This is a genomic window from Desulfitispora alkaliphila (genome assembly GCF_050433185.1).
Taxonomy (GTDB): domain Bacteria; phylum Bacillota; class Desulfitisporia; order Desulfitisporales; family Desulfitisporaceae; genus Desulfitispora; species Desulfitispora alkaliphila.
In genome coordinates this window covers 1-16,751 of the sequence record NZ_JBNPXS010000052.1, presented here as the reverse complement: position 1 = coordinate 16,751, position 16,751 = coordinate 1, and the positions used below count along the sequence as shown (strand labels likewise).

Here is a 16,751-nt window from a genome sequence, read left to right as displayed (position 1 = left end):
CTATCCAGTTCCTGAGGCTGACCCACTGTTAGGTGATAATGAAATACTGAGAATGAGTGAGTATTAAAGAGAAATATTAACTTTATAGAAGGAGGGATTTTTATGGGAATTCGTGAAGGTTGTTCACCAGGATATTGGGGACGCCCACAACACTTGAATAGTTGGGCCCCCACAGAATACAGCACGGATGATATTTTCAATACTGTGTTTAATCGAAATGCCCTTGATTCTTCAACAACACTTCTTCAAGCAATTAACCCAAGCACCCCCATGACTTTATTAAAGCAATTGGCACGGCAAGCGGTAGCTGCGCTTCTTAATGCAACACATCCCGCTATTAATTATTCACTTACTGAAAGTCAAGTTATTAAAATGTTCCAGGATGCTTTTGATAGTGGGGAATTCGAGAAAACAAAAGATGAATTTGACGCTTACAATAACCTTTTCTGTCCACTTTAAATCTTTAATATATATATTTATAGATTGTGTATAAATGTAAGTTGTAAAACAACCATGGAGAAAAATCTATGGTTGTTTTACTAGCAAGAGGACAATTCAGTATGTCTTTTTAATAGATTGTAATAATAAGAATACATAATTTAATAGAATTGTATGCTCAAATTATAAAATACGAGGATATGAGGTTAAACCTCCAGCTTATAAATAGTAATATAAAAACATCGTAGAAGCTTTAATTAATCTGAAGAAATGCTAACCTTACAAGTTAGCGTTTTTTTCAATATAGATAGAATTATAGATAAAATAAGATACAGGTAATAACAGCTATAGTAAAGAAAACGACAAGCCCTATTTAGATTAGCAAAAAGATGAGGAAGGGTTGGAACTTATGTAAAAATAGGCACTCTATTTGTGAGTGCCTATGCTACTAACTATGACTTTAGTTTATCTGGCTTAGCAGGTGTTGAAATGCTACTTAGTGCTTCTTCAGCTTCATCTTGATAAATATTCTGCTCGGCTAAATCACCTAGTGCTACCATGCCTACTAATTGGTTGTTTTCAACCACTGGCAAACGTCGAATTTGTTTTTCTGCCATCATATTTGATACTTGGTGAACATCCATATTGGAATTTGCAACGGTTACATCAGTAGTCATACATTCAGCTACCGGGGTGTTATCAGCTTCTCCATCAGCAGTTGAACGTATAGTAATATCGCGATCTGTTACAATACCTTGAAGTTGTCCGTTATCTACAACAGGAATAGATCCAATGTTATGTTGCTTCATCAACTGAGCAGCTTCCTTAATTGTTTGCTGAGAAGAAATAGAAACAACATTTTTAGTCATAATTTCATTTACTGTTTGTGACACAAAAATCCCTCCTATAAAATATTGCTTTTTATTTACATGCAGATCTACTATTATTGTCTTCATAAGCAAATCTATATATTCAGGAGATATTTAGAAGATAATTATGGTGGATTTCATAAAATTCAAATAATATATATATATGTAGATGATAAGTACAGTACAGAGCAGAGTCCGTCTAATAATTTTGAGGAGGAAGTCAAATGACACAGAAATCACCTTTTTGGAAACCATTTTTGCTTTATTTGTACTAGGATTTTTCGGAGTTTTATCCCTTTTATTCATTACTTTGCAGGGGATATAAATGATCTTCATAATGAAATTAATGTTACTGTTGTTGCTGAGAACGGAGTAAATATCACCACTAGCAGCGGAGGACATAGAGGAAATACGGCCAGTAATTTAAGAAAGTTTTATTCAGAAGGCAAGTTCTTTTTTAATGAGTACTCACTAGCAAGTGAGGAGGGCTTGACTGTAATTGTTGAAGAAAGATTGACTAACGAAATTCATGAAATAAATATAGAACCTACTTGGAAAACAAAAACATATAACTTTTTTGAGGGACCTCCAGCAGATTATAGCTTTTCTCCTGATGAAGCTATTAGTAGCTTTATCAGAGCTATTAGAAATGAAAAGGATTTAAGCATAGCAGAAGGGTTTATACATCCAGAAACAAACGACTTTCCTTGGGAAAAGCTTGAACATGAAAAATGGGCAAAAGGGCATGACAGGAGGTTTATATATAAGGGCAGTTACCTAGGATTTGATGATGTTTTCTATGCTAAACTACGCTTTGGAAAAACGGAAGAAGATAATTCAGAGGATTTATTAGAGCAAAAGATTTACTTGGTAGAGAATAATGGCAAATGGAAAATAATTCATGTGAACTCGAACTTTAACAAAAGTGTTTCGACAATTCATAAAGATTATATTATTTTCTCTAATAAAATAGTACAATAGAAATACTAAAGCTCTATGAAGCAAAAGAAAAGATAAAGGTACGGTACTGGTTATGAGGGAAATAAAAATTATATCTGCATCCGTTGGAATTATATTAGCTATTACTTTATGTATTATGGTAATCGGTCAAACTATGCAAGTAGTCGATTTTTTTGCTGCAATCAACCCTTTACTGGGGCAATTTATCTTTTGGTTAATTATAGCTATTTACATGATATTTTTAACTGTTCCAATAATTATCTATCTTAAGATGCCAAAGGAAATTCGCGTCCCAGAAAATAGAGATAGCATAAAATACGACCAAGCTATAAAGAAGCTTAAATCGAGATTTATTAAGAACAAATATCTTTTAGATTTTACCTTTACTACTAATGATGAAATAGATGTTTATAAAGCTATAGCAGCATTAGATGATGAAGCAGATAAGGAAATAAAAAGTACAGCTAGAAAAGTTTTTCTATTTACCTCGGTTTCTCAGTACGGAAGACTAGACGGGATAGTAGTTTTAGTTCTGTTGTCAAAGCTCATATATAAAGTAGCAACTATCTACAATCAGAGACCTTCCCTAAAGGAAATCCTTAGTATATACATTAATATACTTGGAACAATGTTTCTTGTTTCAGAAATGGATAATGTAGAGATTATTGAAGTACAGTTTGAGCCTATCCTGGAACAAACAGCTGGTAGCATGACTACTGCTTTTGCCGCAGGATCATCCAATATGACCAATATAGTTACAAACTCAATTATACAGGGCTCAGCAAACTGTTTTTTAACATTAAGAGTAGGGTGCATTGCAAAAAAATATAGTCAACCCTTAAAGAAGGTGGATAAAAAAACAATTCTACATTCTGCTACTATGGAAGCAGGTAAAATGTTTGGTAAAGTACTATCTGAATCCACAAAAACCTTAATTAATACTTTTATTAAATCTGGTAGCAAAGTAATGGTTGATAAGTTTAAGAACGGAAAAAATGAAGTTGTAGATAAATTCAAAGGCATATTCAAGTCTAAAAGTTGAATATGATATAATTACATAAATCTATAAGAGAGGTCTGAGAAAATGAGATACTTTTTAGGAATTATTATTTTAATTATAGGCGTTAGCCTTCTATTAAACAATTTAGGTTTAACTGAAATTGAAATAGGAGGGCTATTTAGCACCTACTGGCCAGTAATTTTTCTGTTTTGGGGCTTTTCCTTTTTGTACGAATTTATTAAATCAGAGAATAAGTCCATATGGGATGTAATTTCAGGTGTGATACTAGTTACAATAGGTGTTAGTTTTTTATTGAGAAATATGGGGTGGCTTGATTTAGATTTATCTTTTTTGTGGAAATTATTTTGGCCCATAATCTTTATATTAATTGGCATTAGCCTATTAATAGGTAAAACTGCTGGGGGCAAAAAACATGTAGCCTTTATGGGAGGAGTAGAGCTAGGAAAAAAAGCAGCGTGGGACCTAAAAAGTGACTCTTATTACGCTGTGATGGGTGGAGTTGAATTGGATTTAACAAAGGCGAACATTCCTGAAGGTGAGACCCTATTAGATATGACTGCTGTAATGGGGGGAATAGAAATTTTAATACCTGAAAATGTACCTGTTGTTTGTGAGGGGATAACGGTCTTAGGAGGAATAGAGTTTTTAGGAGAAGGGACTGGGGGAATAATAGCCAAAAAAACAATGGATAACCAAGTTGACGGTGAAACCAATAAGCTAGTGCGAATCCAAGCAAGGGCTTTAATGGGAGGCATAGAAGTAAAAAGTATCTAAAAGCAAAAAGCCAAACAGTGGGGGGTAAATTTCATGGAAGAAGTATTTATTTTATCAGGTGCTAGGACACCTATTGGAGATTTTGGAGGTTCTATGAAAAGCTTGCTGCCAAATGAACTGGCCATGTTTGCTGTAGAGGAGGTTGTGAGAAGAGCGGGAATAGAGGATAAAGGTAGCTATGATGAGGTTGTATTGGGAAATTGTATTCAGCGAACCGATGAGCCAAATGTGGCAAGGGTTGTTGCATTGAAGGCGGGTTTTCCAAAGGAAGTTACTGCATTTACAGTTCAAAGGCAATGTAGTTCTGCTATGCAGGCCATTGTATCTGGCACTCAGGAGATTCGCTTAGAGGATGCTGATGTGGTTTTGGCTGGGGGGGTAGAATGTATGAGTTCTTCTCCTTATATACTAAAAAATGGCCGTTGGGGTCAGCGTATGCAGCATGGAGAGGTTACTGATTCTGTTTGGGAATTATTAGAGGACCCAATTGACCATATCATGATGGGTGAAACAGCAGAGAATTTGGCTGTAAAGTACGGTATTACTCGAGAAGAGCAGGACGAAGTGTCCCTAAGAAGTCACCGCAATGCAGTTGACGCAATTAAGAGTGGTCGATTTAAAGAAGAAATTGTACCCGTGACTATAAATTTAAAAAGAGGCAAGGAAAAGGTTATCGATACTGATGAGCATCCCAGAGAAGGTTTGACTATGGAGGACCTGGCAAAATTAAAGCCGGTTTTTGTTAAGGGTGGCACTGTTACAGCAGGCAATAGTTCGGGACTGAACGATGGGGCTGCTGCGGTGGTATTGGCTTCAGAACGAAAGGCTAAAGAGCTTGGTGTTAAACCCTTAGCTCGGATTGTGTCCTATGCAGTAGCTGGGGTTGAACCAGAGCTGATGGGGTATGGGCCAGTTCCAGCAGTGAAAAAAGCCTTACAAAAGGCTAACTTGACCTTGGGGGACATGGATCTAATTGAAGTCAATGAAGCATTCGCCGCTCAGTATCTTGCTGTAGAAAAGTTACTAGATTTAGACCGCTCTATTGTCAATGTAAACGGTAGTGGTATTGGGTTGGGGCACCCAGTAGGATGTACAGGTGCTAGAATAGTGGTCACATTATTACACGAAATGATGCGTCGGAAATTAAAGTATGGCTTGGCAACTCTTTGCGTGGGGGGCGGCATGGGCAAAGCGATGATTATTGAACGGATAGCCGATTAGTTTTCAGAGATTAGTCAAACAGTAGGTGGCTAGAGATTTTATGGGGCTCTAGTCACTTTTATATTTTCATAAACAATTCCTTCACCTTATATCGAAGAATTAGATTAAAATTGATAGGAACTATCTATAAAATATATTGCTTAAGTACAAACATATGGCTATAATTGGTAGTTGAAATATTAATTTGGGGGGAGAATTGTGAAGAATAAGACTAATGTATATCTATTAATTATTTTGTTGGTAACTGCCGTAGCAGTTGTAGGGTGTGGAAGTGAGTCTACAGAAAGTGATGATAAAATACCTACAATTTATGTTAGCTACATCTTTGTTGACCACCAAGCTCCATTATTTGTAGCTTTAGAGAAAGGTGATTACTTTGCTGAATATGGTACATATTTGGAACCAGTGATTGAAGGGGAGAAATATAACCTTATTTCCAATGATAAAGTTATTGCAGATATAGAGCTAGTGGTTTCTAAGAGTGGTTCTGAGTCTGCTACAATGTTTGCCCAAGGAAACTTAGATATAGGTTTATTTTCTACACCGGCTGCTTTAAGTAGTATAGACAATGGAACTGGAATTAAGATATTAGGGCCTGTTCATACAGAAGGATTGGGATTGGTTTTCCCAGTAGACAATCCGCTAGATGGCTGGGATGAGTTTTTGGAGTATGTTGCTGAACAGGATGAGCCAGTTAGTATTGGATATCACTCACCTACTAGTGCTCCGAAAATTGTCTTTGAAGGAGCATTGCATAGGGCTGGGATTGACTATACTTCTAATCCTAATAATATAGATGCCGATATCCTAATGGTTGACTTAAAAGCCACTAATAACTTGAGTCCAGCCCTTACAAGTGGACAGGTTGATGGATGGGTAGGACCTTCTCCACACCCACTAGTTGCTGAAACAAATAATACAGGAAGACAAGTGATGGAGTTAAAAGATTTACCGCCAGAGGGTCACTGGTGTGATTTCCCATGCTGTATAGTGGCGGCTAGTGATGAATTACTTGAGAATTATCGAGATATAGCTGTTGCATTTATGAACTTAATGACAAAGAGTTCTGAGTATGCAAATGACAACAGGGAAAGTACAGCTAATATTAATGCTAAGTGGCTGGGGATTCCAGCAGAAGCGGCGGCCCTTTCTGAAGTCCACTATACTACAAATCCTACATCTAACTGGGTTAATGGAGTGGATATATATCTAGAAGTCCTAAATGAAATGGGGAACTTTACAGGTCAGCTTAAAGAAAAAAGTGTAGACCAAGTGGAAGATATTATTTTTGATTTTAGCATAGTGAACGACGTTTTATAGTGGTTGCAAAAGTAGATGAGGTGATAAAGTGAACTACAAAAAGAAGCTGTTACCCTTATTAGTACCTATAATATTCGTGGTTTTATGGGAGCTTTTAGCAATTAGTATAAATAAGCCTATTATACTTCCGCGGGTGACAGATGTTTTTGCAATAATCTTTAGACCTACCCAAGATTTATTGGGAATGGGTTCTTTAATAGATAACCTTTTGACTAGTTTAGTAAGAGTAATGATTGGCTACTTTGCAGCTGTTCTCATTGCTATTCCAGTGGGAATAATTATGGGATATAATCTTAAAATCTATGATCTCCTAAGCAACTTTTTAGGTCTATTTAGACCAATACCACCGCTGGCATGGGTACCACTGGTTTTAGCGTGGTTTGGAGTAGCGAGTATGGCTAATTTTTACCCTTGGGAATCTGGAACTTTGTATTTATATTTACGCCATATTAAGCTTTCAATGGTCTTTATTATATTTATAGGTGCTTTTTTCCCCATATTGACTAGTACCATTTATGGTGTAGCCAATGTGAAGAAAATCCTAATTGAGTCGGCACATACACTAGGAGCTGGGGATAGAGATATCTTTCTAAAAATTCTCATACCCGCAGCTGCACCTTCTATTGTAAACGGGATGAGGACTGGACTGGGAGTAGCTTGGATGTGCTTGGTTTCAGCGGAAATGCTACCAGGGAGTGTCTCGGGCGTAGGATACTTAATAACCCATGCCTATACACTGGCTCGTACAGATGTAGTAATTTGCGGCATGATAGTTATAGGAATATTCGGGGCGTTTCTGGACTACATGTTTAGACAAATAGAAAACACCAAGTTCAAATGGCAGAAAAATACCAGTTAATGAGGTGGTAGAAATGTCTACGAAAGTGCTCAGGATAAAGGAAATAGAGAAGACGTTTATAACGGAGCGTGGAGCGCAGGTTAATGCACTAAAGGACATAAACTTGAGTGTAGATAAAAATGAGTTTATTTGTTTGCTAGGTCCATCTGGATGCGGCAAGTCAACTCTTCTGCGATTAATTGCAGGTTTAGAGGTAGAGACAAAGGGAGAAATATTTTATCAGGGAGAGTCTTTGACTAAAGGTCATAAAGATATAGGGATGGTGTTCCAGCAGTATTCATTATTGCCTTGGAGAACTGTAATAAATAATGTTACCTTGGGGTTAGAATTTGCTGGTATTAAGAAAAAACGCAGGAAAGAAATAGCAGAACAATATCTAACGCTAGTTGGGCTACAGAATTACAGTAACTCTTATCCGTATGAACTCTCTGGTGGTATGCAACAGCGGGTGGCAATAGCTAGGGCGCTTGCAAGCGACCCTCAGTTGCTTTTAATGGATGAGCCCTTTGGGGCACTAGACGCCCATACAAGAATTTTACTGCAGCAGGAACTGCTCAATATATGGAGACAAAACAAAAAGACCATAATTTTTGTTACCCACAGTGTAGATGAAGCAGTGTATTTAGCAGATAGAATAGTTGTTATGACAAGTGGTCCTGGGAGAATCAAAGATATTATTAATGTGTCAATGCCTCGGCCTAGGGAGCGTTCCAATCCTCAATTTGGAAAATTAACATCTATGCTCCTAAATATGCTCACTGAAGAATCGAGTAATAATAATGATAATGTAATAAATCTATGATAAAAAACCTCTTTAGCTGTTTTATTTGGCTAAGAGGTTTTTGTTCTTTAATTTTGGAACAAATGCAATTTGCTATCCGTCTAAGAAGTATAGCTAGCTAATTAAGTTTAATAAAATTAGGAGCTAATATTTATGGAGGAGGAGATTTAAGATGAAAAAAAGTAGCTTCATTTATATTGCTATTATTGGTTTAGCAATACTTTTATTCGCTAATGTTACAGGAGCTGCAGAAGAAGACTTCCGGATTTTTATTAACGATGAACCATTTACTATTGAAAATCATTTGGGAAGTCCATTTCTAGACCAGCAATCTAGAACTCAAATTCCCTTGAGAGCAGTCAGTGAAGGCTTAGGTTACGAAACAGACTGGGATAATGCTACTAAGACAGTAACAATCACCAAATCGGAAAATGAAGAAATTCATATTACTATAGATAGCCAAGAGGTAATTACCTCTAATGGTACTATTGAAATGGATACCATAGCTGTAATTAAAGAGGGAAGGACTTATGTGCCTTTAAGATTTGTAAGCCAAGCACTAGGGTACAATGTGGATTATCAGAAAAATGATTATCACACTATTAATATTATTAATCTTGGTACAGAAAGTGCTTTTTATAGGCCAGATTCCGAAAAGTTACCTGATGAAATCAGAAGCTGGATAGAGCACTCTAGAAAGGTGCCTGCAGTTCAAGAAAAAGTGCTTGATGGGAAGAGGTATGTTTTTGTTACTGAGGGCCAAAAGCCAACAGGAGGGTATGCAGTAAAGGTTGAGGAAGTAACTGCTGTTGATGGGAACCTAGTTTTCAACATCAAAACAACTGAGCCTGAAGAAGGAGCCACGGTGACGCAAGTAATCACCTACCCATATGATCTTATTGTCGTTGAAGACAAAGAGTCACCTTTAAAGTTTTCAGATGTGGATGATGAAAACAGGTATTTTATGGGATTGTGGGGTATTGATACTATTGAGCAGCCTATTATTGCATCTTCAGAATGGATAAAGATTTTTAGTATAGAAGAGCAGGGAGAAAATGAATACTTGCTAACAGGCATTGCTAATGTCCATGAAGGTACAGTTAGCTATAATTTGATTACTGACGCAGGAGATGTAATTCATAGTGGCTTTACTACTGCAGCCTTTATGGATTGGGGCTACTTTGAAGAAGTTGTGGAAGTCCCTGAGGATTTTGTAGATGCTGAATTATATTTAGAGTTGTATAGTGAGAGCATGAAGGACGGTTCTAAGATGTTTAAAGTAACTATTCCAATTAAATAAAATAGTAGACAATGCCCCTCGCAAATAAGCGAGGGGTATTACAATAATGTATAAATAAGCAAAGCCCTAAAGTGAAGGGATAAAAAATGACACTAAAAATTTTTCAGGTGGACGCGTTTACAGATAAACCCTTTTCAGGAAATCCTGCAGCAGTGTGTGTTTTAAGTAGTAAAAAGAATGATAGTTGGATGCAAAAAGTTGCACACGAGATGAATTTATCAGAGACGGCTTTCTTGATGCCAAAGCTAGATGGTTATGTAAATAAGGTGGTTTACTCCAACTACTGATGTTAAGCTATGTGAGACATGCTACACTTGCAAGTGCACACAGTCTATGGGAGGAAGGATACCTGAATAAAGATAAAACTGCTAAGTTCTACAGTAAAAGTGGTGTGCTACCTGCCGGGTTAAGTAATTCATGGATAGAGCTAGATTTCCCCGCTTCCGAACCTGAAGCGGTTGAAGTTTCAGCTGATATAGCTAAAGCATTAAATATTAAACCATTTATTATGGGAAAAGCGTTTACTACATATTTGAAGTTGAATCTGACTCATTAGTGAGAGATGTTACACCTCTTGCTTCCTTAAATAATCTGAATTACCTTACCCTGAAATATAACAACATCCAAGATATTAGCCCGCTAGTTCAATTGACAAATCTAGAAGAGCTAGTGTTAACAGGAAATAAGATTACTGAACTACCAGACCTAAGCAGATTAAGCCAACTTAAGCTTTTATGGCTTGACAGCAACGACTTAACAGAGGTTGCTGAACAGTTAAACAATTTAAGTAGCTTGGAGAAACTGTACCTAAATCATAATGAGATTACCAATATTTCCAAACTAGAAGGATTGCCAAACCTACGACAATTAAATCTTCAGGACAACAGGATTACTGAGTTAGGAGAGAGTTTTACCAATCTAACAAGCATGGAAGATTTGAACTTGGCTAATAACCATCTCACTAAAGTGGAGGGCTTGACCGCATTGACCAATTTAAAGCTTCTGAACTTAAATGGAAATATCATTAATACTAAAGATGAAGTGACTGCAGATAATATAGGGCGTTTACAAGAGCAAGAAACAACTGTCCTCCTAAACATCTTTACTGAGCAACCTAAGATCGTCCTTTACCCTAATAAAGTAGATGCCTATATCAATGGCGCTTATGTAACGCTTACACAAGCACCTTATATAAAAAATAATCGCACTCTAGTACCATTGCGTTTTATTAGCGAAGGCTTAGGAGCCAAAGTAGATTGGCATGAAGCAAGTCGGCAAATAACTGTAGAGACTGAAACTACGAAAGTTATACTTAATGTGGCCCCCCAGATTAAAAACGGTACCACCTTTATTCCTTTGAGATTTGTCTCAGAGCAGTTAGGAGCGGAGGTTGACTTTGATCAACGAACTCACCAGATTACTTTATATTAGACATTCTATATACTCATGAAAAGTTTAAGGGCGCGGTATATACTGCGCCCTTACTGATGCCTTTTTTGAATCATGCGAAGGCGTATAAAGAAACATATAGCAGCAAAGGTTAACCCCATAGTTATGCCGATCCATAGCCCAAAAGGTCCAAGCTCTGTAAAAGCGGCAAGAACATATCCAACTGGAATTCCAATAATCCAATAGGATACAAAAGCGATGTAAAATGTAACCTTAACATCCTTGTACCCTCGAAGGGCACCTTGCAATCCAGCTTGAGCTGCATCCGACAATTGAAAGATTATTGCTATTTTAAATAGCTGTCCCGCTAATGCAATTACCTCAGGATCTTCAGTGTATAAAGTAGCAATGGATTCTCTAAAAAAGAATAGAAGTGTTGCACTCAGCGCAGAGAAAGCAAGACCACCAGTAACCCCAATAATAGTGTACTGCTTAGCGTACTGAAGCTTATCCCCACCAATAGAATAGCCAACCACAATGGTCAAAGCCATGGATATACTCAAGGGAATCATAAAGAGAAAGGAAGTAAAGTTAAGCACAACTTGATTAGCGCCAATAGTTACTGAAGTAAACATGATCCCAATTAATAATGTTACAGTAGAAAAAATACTAGTCTCAAAGAAAATAGAGAGCCCAATTGGAACACCGATAGCAAGTTGCTCCTTCCATGCCTTCCAAGAGGGCTTAACCCATTGCTTTAAGATTTTATAATGCTTTACCTTAGGCAGCGACAAGGTAATCATAATGCTGAGCAAGAGGATAATCCAGTAGGTAAAGCCCGTAGCATAGCCAGCACCAACCCCACCAAGAGCAGGTAGACCAAAGTTACCAAAGATAAATCCATAGTTTAGTAATACATTAAAAGGAACTGCCAAAACTGTAATCATCATGGTGATTTTGGTAAAACCTTGGCCATCAAAAAAATTCCTAAGTACATTAGATACAAATAAGGGTATTATGCCAATAGATAAGCCAATCAAGTACTGAAAGGCGATTCTATGAACTTCTGAGTCTAATTCCATAAAAGCCAAGATAGGGTCAGCAAGAATTCTTCCAGCACATATAACTAAAATAGAAATAATTACAGCTAGATAAAGAGCCTGAGTAACAGTATAGTGAATGTTTTTATACTGTCCCCTACCTACAAGCTGGGAAACCATAGGTGTAATAGCTAACAAAATACCCACTGTTCCAACGTAAACAGGTACCCATAGGCTTGAACCAATAGCTACACCAGCCAAATCGTTGGTACTGACACGGCCAGACATCATTGTATCCACTAGGTTCATCGCTATTAAGCTTAATTGGGTAACCATAATTGGCCATAAAATTGATATATATATGATTATCTTATTCTTCCAGCTTTCTGTGTGATACATTGGTTCCTCCGGCTAATCAGTTCGTTTTATTTTATAACTACCTATGTATTATAATCTAAAAGTTAGTGATTGGTAAGGGATAGGGGGAGGGAATTTTTACATTAAAAGCTTAGAGGAACGTTTATGATTTGACCTAGAAAAATTAAGTTCGGATCAACAATCTGTGGGTTAGCGGCAATAATCGCTTGCAAACTAACTCCAGTACGTCTAGAGATGCTGAGCAAAGTTTCTCCCACTGAAACATAGATTTGTATAGTTTCCATTGGCGATGGCAAAGGTGGTGTTACTGGAAGATTTATAACCTGATTGACTGAGATAATATTCGGGTTAACTATTTGAGGGTTAACTTCTAGTAATAATGGCACCGTTAAGCCAAAGCGCTGGGCAATAATAAAGAGGCTATCGCCTGGCCTTACTAAGTATTGCGCGGGGCTAGAGGGTGCATCTGGTGGAACTGGTGCTACTGAAGGAATAGCGATAATTTGCCCAGGGAAAATGACATTAGGATTAATGATTCCAGGGTTAAGTGCTAGGATGTCTTCTATATTTAGTACACTGAAGATTCTAGCAAGAGAAAAAAGGGAATCTCCTGGAATTGTAACAATGTTAACTTCTACTTTATTTGGGGGCTCGTTGTTTTTAGGCATAACCTATAACCTCCCTTAGTAAAAATATATTTCATTATAGTATATGGTAATAACAAAAAAATGAAAGTATTTAAAAGGCTTTTTTTTGCTTGCACAAAGATTTCTTTTCATTTCTGGAATAGAGACTGGAAAAGCAAAAGTTCCCGGTATGCACTGGGAACTTTTTGTTACTCTAAAATTATTACCTCTACTTCTGTCCTATCCCATGAGCTTGCTTCAGCACTGGTGGGAAATAAAATCTGAACGGTTTGGGAGGGAAGGGCGGGGTTTGATGTAATCTCAGCCAGGCCCAGTTTAGAGACAAATACCTTTTGGCCTGCTTTGAAGGTATTGGGGTTAGCTTTGACCTGGACAGCAGACTGGTTATGTTGTCCAGTGACTACTTTCACCACTTTGCTTAAGCCACTCTCTGAATTAGTAGCTGGTTTTCCTGCTGTTGTAGACGTCTGAGCCGTATTAGCAGGCTTCGGATTCGGGGTAGAGGAAGTAGTATTAGTTGTGTTAGCAGCTTTTACTTGTGCAGGGGGAGTAGGGAACGGTGAATTCTCATTGCCGTGTTGGTTAATGTTTGATCAGTTAAGTCTAATCAAAGATCATAGAATATCTATGAATATGACAAGTGACATGGTGCTTCTCAGTTGGGGTACACCAAACAAAATCACCTGGAGTGGTGGACACACAGTATGGCACTATGGTCCTGAAACAAGAGCATACTTAAGAAACAATCGGGTAGTAGGTTTCTATTAGTGATTATAGCATTATAAAATGTATATTTGGGTCAGATCAATAGTTACTAATTATTGGTCTGACCCTTTAAATGTTCATAGATCTGTTTGCCGTCTAACATCTGTAACATATAGGTGTAATTTAGAGTAAGGTTATTTTGAACAAAAAACATAGGAACTATCAATAATTTCTTTGTAAATAGTGGTATTATAAATGAGAAGTAAATAGATTTGATGGAGGTAAAATAAGTATGCTGGAAAAAGAACTACTAAAGTATTTTGGATTTAGTACCTTTAAAACAGGTCAAAGAGAAGTTATTTCCAGACTGGTAAACAACCAGTCTGCTGCTGCGATCTTTCCCACTGGAGCAGGGAAATCCCTCTGCTATCAGCTTCCAGCCATGATATTGCCCCATATGACCTTAGTGGTTTCTCCGCTCCTTGCGCTGATGAAAGATCAAATAGACTTTCTGACGGAACATAATATTCCTGCTGCCCGTCTTGATTCCACTCTCAGTAAAGAGGAACACGACACAATCCTTGAAAGAGCAAGGAATGGACAATTAAAAATATTGATGATTGCAGTTGAACGCTTCAATAATGAGCGTTTTCGTGCCCAGCTGCAGCGATTGAATATTTCCATGCTGGTGGTGGATGAGGCTCACTGTATTTCGGAATGGGGGCATAATTTTCGCCCTGACTACTTGAAGCTACCTGTTTATAGAAAAGAATTTGGGATTCCCCAGGTTTTATTGTTAACTGCTACTGCAACAGAGCAGGTGCGGGATGATATGTGCGGTAAATTCCTTGTGCCCAGCGAAAATGTGGTGGTTACAGGTTTCTATAGAAACAACCTTTTCTTAAAAGTTTCCCCTACCTCGGAAACTGAAAAATTAAATCATTTGCGCCAGCGAATTAAAGAATCTCCAAATGATCCAACTATCGTATACGTCACCTTGCAAAAAACTACAGAGCAAGTTTCAAACTTCCTTAGCGATAACGGGATTAGCGCATTTCCTTATCATGCTGGAATGGATGATGAAGAGCGAGAGCGAATTCAAAATGAGTTTCTGGCTGGGAAGATAAATTGCATCGTTGCAACTATAGCTTTTGGAATGGGAATAGACAAAAAAAATATACGACGAGTAATTCATTATGACTTGCCAAAGTCTATAGAAAACTACAGTCAGGAAATTGGACGCTCCGGTAGAGACGGCAAGCAGTCCTTTTGCGAAGTCTTGGCAAACAGGAATAATATTAGCCAGCTAGAGAATTTCATTTATGGTGACACCCCGGAAAGGGAAGCCATTGAGAAGCTTCTCCACAAAATTAAATATCATGATGATCCGGTGTGGGAAATCAAATTAACTGCTCTCTCATATGAAATGGATATAAGGGTATTACCCTTTAAAACCCTACTGGTATATCTAGAAATGGAAGGAATTATTCGGCCTAAGCATACTCGCTTTGATGAATACACGTTTAAATATCAGGTAGAGCCTGCTGTTATCATAAACACATTTGAGGGGGAAAGAAGAAAGTTTATCAGTGAGGTTTTCAATAACTGCCAGACGAAAAAAGTCTGGACATATGTGGATTTACCAGGTATTCTTCAGAGCTATGATCAGGCAAATCGAGAACGAATCATTGCAGCTCTTGAATATTTTTCCGAAAAAGGATGGATTGAACTTCAATCCAAACAAGCAGTTGAATCCTATGATATTCTAAAAAATGACTTTAATGTCCAAGTGGTGGGGAAAAAGCTGGGAGACCTTTTTGGGGCAAAAGAAAGACAAGAAATAGAAAGAATACACAAATTAATTAACTTCTTTGAAAGTGATTCCTGCATTAGTAAAAGACTTGCCCACTATTTTGGCGAATATATCGATAAAGATCATTGTGGGCACTGTTCATTTTGTCAGAGCGGTCCAGCTTACATTGAGTACACAATTGAATTGCCACCACTTAGTAGCTACTGCTTTAGGGAACTGACCGGAGAATTATCTGAAGCTGCCAGGGACAATTGTTCAGTGCAAAATATCACCAAATTCCTTTGTGGCATATCTTCTCCTTCCTTGATTAGGCTCAAGGCAAAGAAGCTAAAGCACTTTGGCACTTTAGAAAGACATCCTTTTTTAGAGGTAAAGAGCTGGGTACATCTACAGTTACAAAAATAGAGGGGGATCTTTGAGACATGTAATAAGTTCCTTTGGGCGGCAGGGTTAGGTTTTTTAGGTCTAGGTGCCCAAGCTCCAGATCCTGAGTGGGGTACTATGCTAAGTAAGGGACGAGAATATTATCGAGTAGCACACCACCTGACTACGTTTCCTGGTTTGGCCATATTTTTAGTAGTATTGGGCTTTAACCTGTTGGGGGATGGACTTCGAGATGCTCTTGATCCCAAGTCAAGGAATCAAGGGAAGGGGTGATATAATTGGAATATTTGTTACAAGTAAAAGACTTAAAAACTTATTTTCATACTGATAAATCTGTTGTTGGCGCTGTAGATGGAGTATCCTTCAATGTACGCGAACCTGTTTCAGCACTGGATGTGTCAATTCAGTCTCAAATTATTAATCTGCTTAAAGATTTACAAAAAAAGTTTTGATTGACATTTCTCTTTATATTTCATGACCTAAGTGTTGTGAAGCACATGTCAGACCGAGTTGGCGTTATGTATTTAGGTTCTCTGGTTGAGGAATCCACAAAGGAAGAATTTTATGCAAATCCTTTACACCCTTATACCAAAGCATTGCTCTCGGCTTTGCCTGAGTGGGACATTTATAGAAAACAGGAGCGCATTATATTAAAAGGGGATGTACCTAGCCCTTCGAACCCGCCTCCATGTTGTTGTTTTCACACTCGTTGTCCTCAAGTCATGGATATATGCAAAAAGGAAAAACCAATATTAAGGGAGCATTCCTGTAATGAATTTAAATGAGGATTGAATAAAAAAAGCCCCCTTGGTATCATACGAGGTGTCCAAAGCTTCGAAGCAAAAAGGACCC

18 protein-coding genes and 2 pseudogenes are annotated in these 16,751 nt (G+C 37.6%); 16 read left to right on the top strand and 4 right to left on the bottom strand.

Annotated features, from left to right (window positions below):
* The first annotated feature begins 102 nt into the window (after nt 1–102).
* The gene (locus tag GGQ84_RS14030; RefSeq protein WP_429163439.1) at nt 103–459 is read left to right on the top strand and encodes a hypothetical protein; all 357 of its coding nucleotides are present in this window, start codon (nt 103–105) and stop codon (nt 457–459) included.
* Nucleotides 460–890: 431 nt separating this feature from the next.
* On the opposite strand, the gene GGQ84_RS14025 is transcribed toward GGQ84_RS14030, so the two are convergent.
* Nucleotides 891–1,331: a CBS domain-containing protein gene (locus tag GGQ84_RS14025; protein ID WP_429163438.1), complete on the bottom strand. Its 441-nt coding sequence runs from the start codon at nt 1,329–1,331 to the stop codon at nt 891–893.
* 465 nt (nt 1,332–1,796) lie between these two features.
* Here GGQ84_RS14025 and GGQ84_RS14020 point away from each other — a divergent pair, with 465 nt between their 5' ends.
* The 11 genes from GGQ84_RS14020 to GGQ84_RS13970 all read left to right on the top strand — a co-directional run bounded on the left by GGQ84_RS14020 (nt 1,797) and on the right by GGQ84_RS13970 (nt 10,974).
* A complete protein-coding gene (locus GGQ84_RS14020; RefSeq protein ID WP_429163437.1) occupies nt 1,797–2,288 on the top strand; it encodes a hypothetical protein in 492 nt (163 codons plus the stop codon).
* 52 nt (nt 2,289–2,340) lie between these two features.
* Complete coding sequence (locus GGQ84_RS14015) at nt 2,341–3,309, top strand: DUF697 domain-containing protein (RefSeq protein WP_429163436.1); 969 nt, start codon at nt 2,341–2,343, stop codon at nt 3,307–3,309.
* Between the two features lie 42 nt (nt 3,310–3,351).
* Nucleotides 3,352–4,062: a LiaF domain-containing protein gene (locus GGQ84_RS14010; protein ID WP_429163435.1), complete on the top strand. Its 711-nt coding sequence runs from the start codon at nt 3,352–3,354 to the stop codon at nt 4,060–4,062.
* Between the two features lie 33 nt (nt 4,063–4,095).
* Nucleotides 4,096–5,283: a thiolase family protein gene (locus GGQ84_RS14005; protein ID WP_429163434.1), complete on the top strand. Its 1,188-nt coding sequence runs from the start codon at nt 4,096–4,098 to the stop codon at nt 5,281–5,283.
* A 198-nt stretch (nt 5,284–5,481) separates the two neighbouring features.
* A complete protein-coding gene (locus GGQ84_RS14000; RefSeq protein WP_429163433.1) occupies nt 5,482–6,603 on the top strand; it encodes an ABC transporter substrate-binding protein in 1,122 nt (373 codons plus the stop codon).
* 28 nt (nt 6,604–6,631) lie between these two features.
* Nucleotides 6,632–7,462 (top strand): ABC transporter permease, encoded by an 831-nt coding sequence (locus GGQ84_RS13995; protein WP_429163432.1) that lies wholly within the window; start codon nt 6,632–6,634, stop codon nt 7,460–7,462.
* A 13-nt stretch (nt 7,463–7,475) separates the two neighbouring features.
* Nucleotides 7,476–8,264 carry an ABC transporter ATP-binding protein gene (locus GGQ84_RS13990; RefSeq protein WP_429163431.1) on the top strand — a complete coding sequence of 263 codons (789 nt, stop codon included), beginning with the start codon at nt 7,476–7,478 and terminating at the stop codon, nt 8,262–8,264.
* Between the two features lie 151 nt (nt 8,265–8,415).
* The gene (locus GGQ84_RS13985) at nt 8,416–9,543 is read left to right on the top strand and encodes a stalk domain-containing protein (protein ID WP_429163430.1); all 1,128 of its coding nucleotides are present in this window, start codon (nt 8,416–8,418) and stop codon (nt 9,541–9,543) included.
* A gap of 86 nt (nt 9,544–9,629) precedes the next feature.
* Nucleotides 9,630–9,830 carry a PhzF family phenazine biosynthesis protein gene (locus tag GGQ84_RS13980; RefSeq protein WP_429163429.1) on the top strand — a complete coding sequence of 67 codons (201 nt, stop codon included), beginning with the start codon at nt 9,630–9,632 and terminating at the stop codon, nt 9,828–9,830.
* Nucleotides 9,831–9,841: 11 nt separating this feature from the next.
* Entirely contained in the window at nt 9,842–10,099 is a 258-nt protein-coding gene (locus GGQ84_RS13975) for a hypothetical protein (protein ID WP_429163428.1), read from the top strand.
* Complete coding sequence (locus tag GGQ84_RS13970) at nt 10,099–10,974, top strand: leucine-rich repeat domain-containing protein (RefSeq protein WP_429163427.1); 876 nt, start codon at nt 10,099–10,101, stop codon at nt 10,972–10,974. The genes GGQ84_RS13975 and GGQ84_RS13970 overlap by 1 nt, the downstream gene beginning before the upstream one ends.
* Before the next feature lie 50 nt (nt 10,975–11,024).
* On the opposite strand, the gene GGQ84_RS13965 is transcribed toward GGQ84_RS13970, so the two are convergent.
* The 3 genes from GGQ84_RS13965 to GGQ84_RS13955 form a co-directional block, all read right to left on the bottom strand.
* Nucleotides 11,025–12,371 (bottom strand): MATE family efflux transporter, encoded by a 1,347-nt coding sequence (locus GGQ84_RS13965; RefSeq protein ID WP_429163426.1) that lies wholly within the window; start codon nt 12,369–12,371, stop codon nt 11,025–11,027.
* Between the two features lie 101 nt (nt 12,372–12,472).
* A complete protein-coding gene (locus GGQ84_RS13960) occupies nt 12,473–13,018 on the bottom strand; it encodes a LysM peptidoglycan-binding domain-containing protein (RefSeq protein ID WP_429163425.1) in 546 nt (181 codons plus the stop codon).
* 167 nt (nt 13,019–13,185) lie between these two features.
* On the bottom strand, nt 13,186–13,410 hold the full coding sequence (locus GGQ84_RS13955) for a hypothetical protein (protein WP_429163424.1): 225 nt from the start codon (nt 13,408–13,410) through the stop codon (nt 13,186–13,188).
* Between the two features lie 106 nt (nt 13,411–13,516).
* Between GGQ84_RS13955 and GGQ84_RS13950 the strand changes: the two genes are divergently transcribed.
* From GGQ84_RS13950 to GGQ84_RS13935, 4 genes and pseudogenes are all read left to right on the top strand, one after another.
* Nucleotides 13,517–13,765: a hypothetical protein gene (locus tag GGQ84_RS13950; RefSeq protein WP_429163423.1), complete on the top strand. Its 249-nt coding sequence runs from the start codon at nt 13,517–13,519 to the stop codon at nt 13,763–13,765.
* A gap of 229 nt (nt 13,766–13,994) precedes the next feature.
* Nucleotides 13,995–15,920 (top strand): RecQ family ATP-dependent DNA helicase, encoded by a 1,926-nt coding sequence (locus tag GGQ84_RS13945; RefSeq protein ID WP_429163422.1) that lies wholly within the window; start codon nt 13,995–13,997, stop codon nt 15,918–15,920.
* 30 nt (nt 15,921–15,950) lie between these two features.
* Nucleotides 15,951–16,172 (top strand): annotated as a pseudogene (locus GGQ84_RS13940) (ABC transporter permease); the annotation flags it as partial.
* 101 nt (nt 16,173–16,273) lie between these two features.
* Nucleotides 16,274–16,684, top strand: a pseudogene (locus GGQ84_RS13935) (oligopeptide/dipeptide ABC transporter ATP-binding protein); the annotation flags it as partial.
* Nucleotides 16,685–16,751: the final 67 nt, after the last annotated feature.

Excerpts from the sequence above, each read along its gene's own strand:
- GGQ84_RS14030 (WP_429163439.1), top strand. The coding sequence starts at position 103 with ATGGGAATTCGTGAAGGTTGTTCACCAGGATATTGGGGACGCCCACAA.
- GGQ84_RS14015 (WP_429163436.1), top strand. The coding sequence starts at position 2,341 with ATGAGGGAAATAAAAATTATATCTGCATCCGTTGGAATTATATTAGCT.
- GGQ84_RS14010 (WP_429163435.1), top strand. The coding sequence starts at position 3,352 with ATGAGATACTTTTTAGGAATTATTATTTTAATTATAGGCGTTAGCCTT.
- GGQ84_RS14005 (WP_429163434.1), top strand. The coding sequence starts at position 4,096 with ATGGAAGAAGTATTTATTTTATCAGGTGCTAGGACACCTATTGGAGAT.
- GGQ84_RS13990 (WP_429163431.1), top strand. The coding sequence starts at position 7,476 with ATGTCTACGAAAGTGCTCAGGATAAAGGAAATAGAGAAGACGTTTATA.
- GGQ84_RS13985 (WP_429163430.1), top strand. The coding sequence starts at position 8,416 with ATGAAAAAAAGTAGCTTCATTTATATTGCTATTATTGGTTTAGCAATA.
- GGQ84_RS13980 (WP_429163429.1), top strand. The coding sequence starts at position 9,630 with ATGACACTAAAAATTTTTCAGGTGGACGCGTTTACAGATAAACCCTTT.
- GGQ84_RS13965 (WP_429163426.1), bottom strand. The coding sequence starts at position 12,371 with ATGTATCACACAGAAAGCTGGAAGAATAAGATAATCATATATATATCA.
- GGQ84_RS13960 (WP_429163425.1), bottom strand. The coding sequence starts at position 13,018 with ATGCCTAAAAACAACGAGCCCCCAAATAAAGTAGAAGTTAACATTGTT.
- GGQ84_RS13945 (WP_429163422.1), top strand. The coding sequence starts at position 13,995 with ATGCTGGAAAAAGAACTACTAAAGTATTTTGGATTTAGTACCTTTAAA.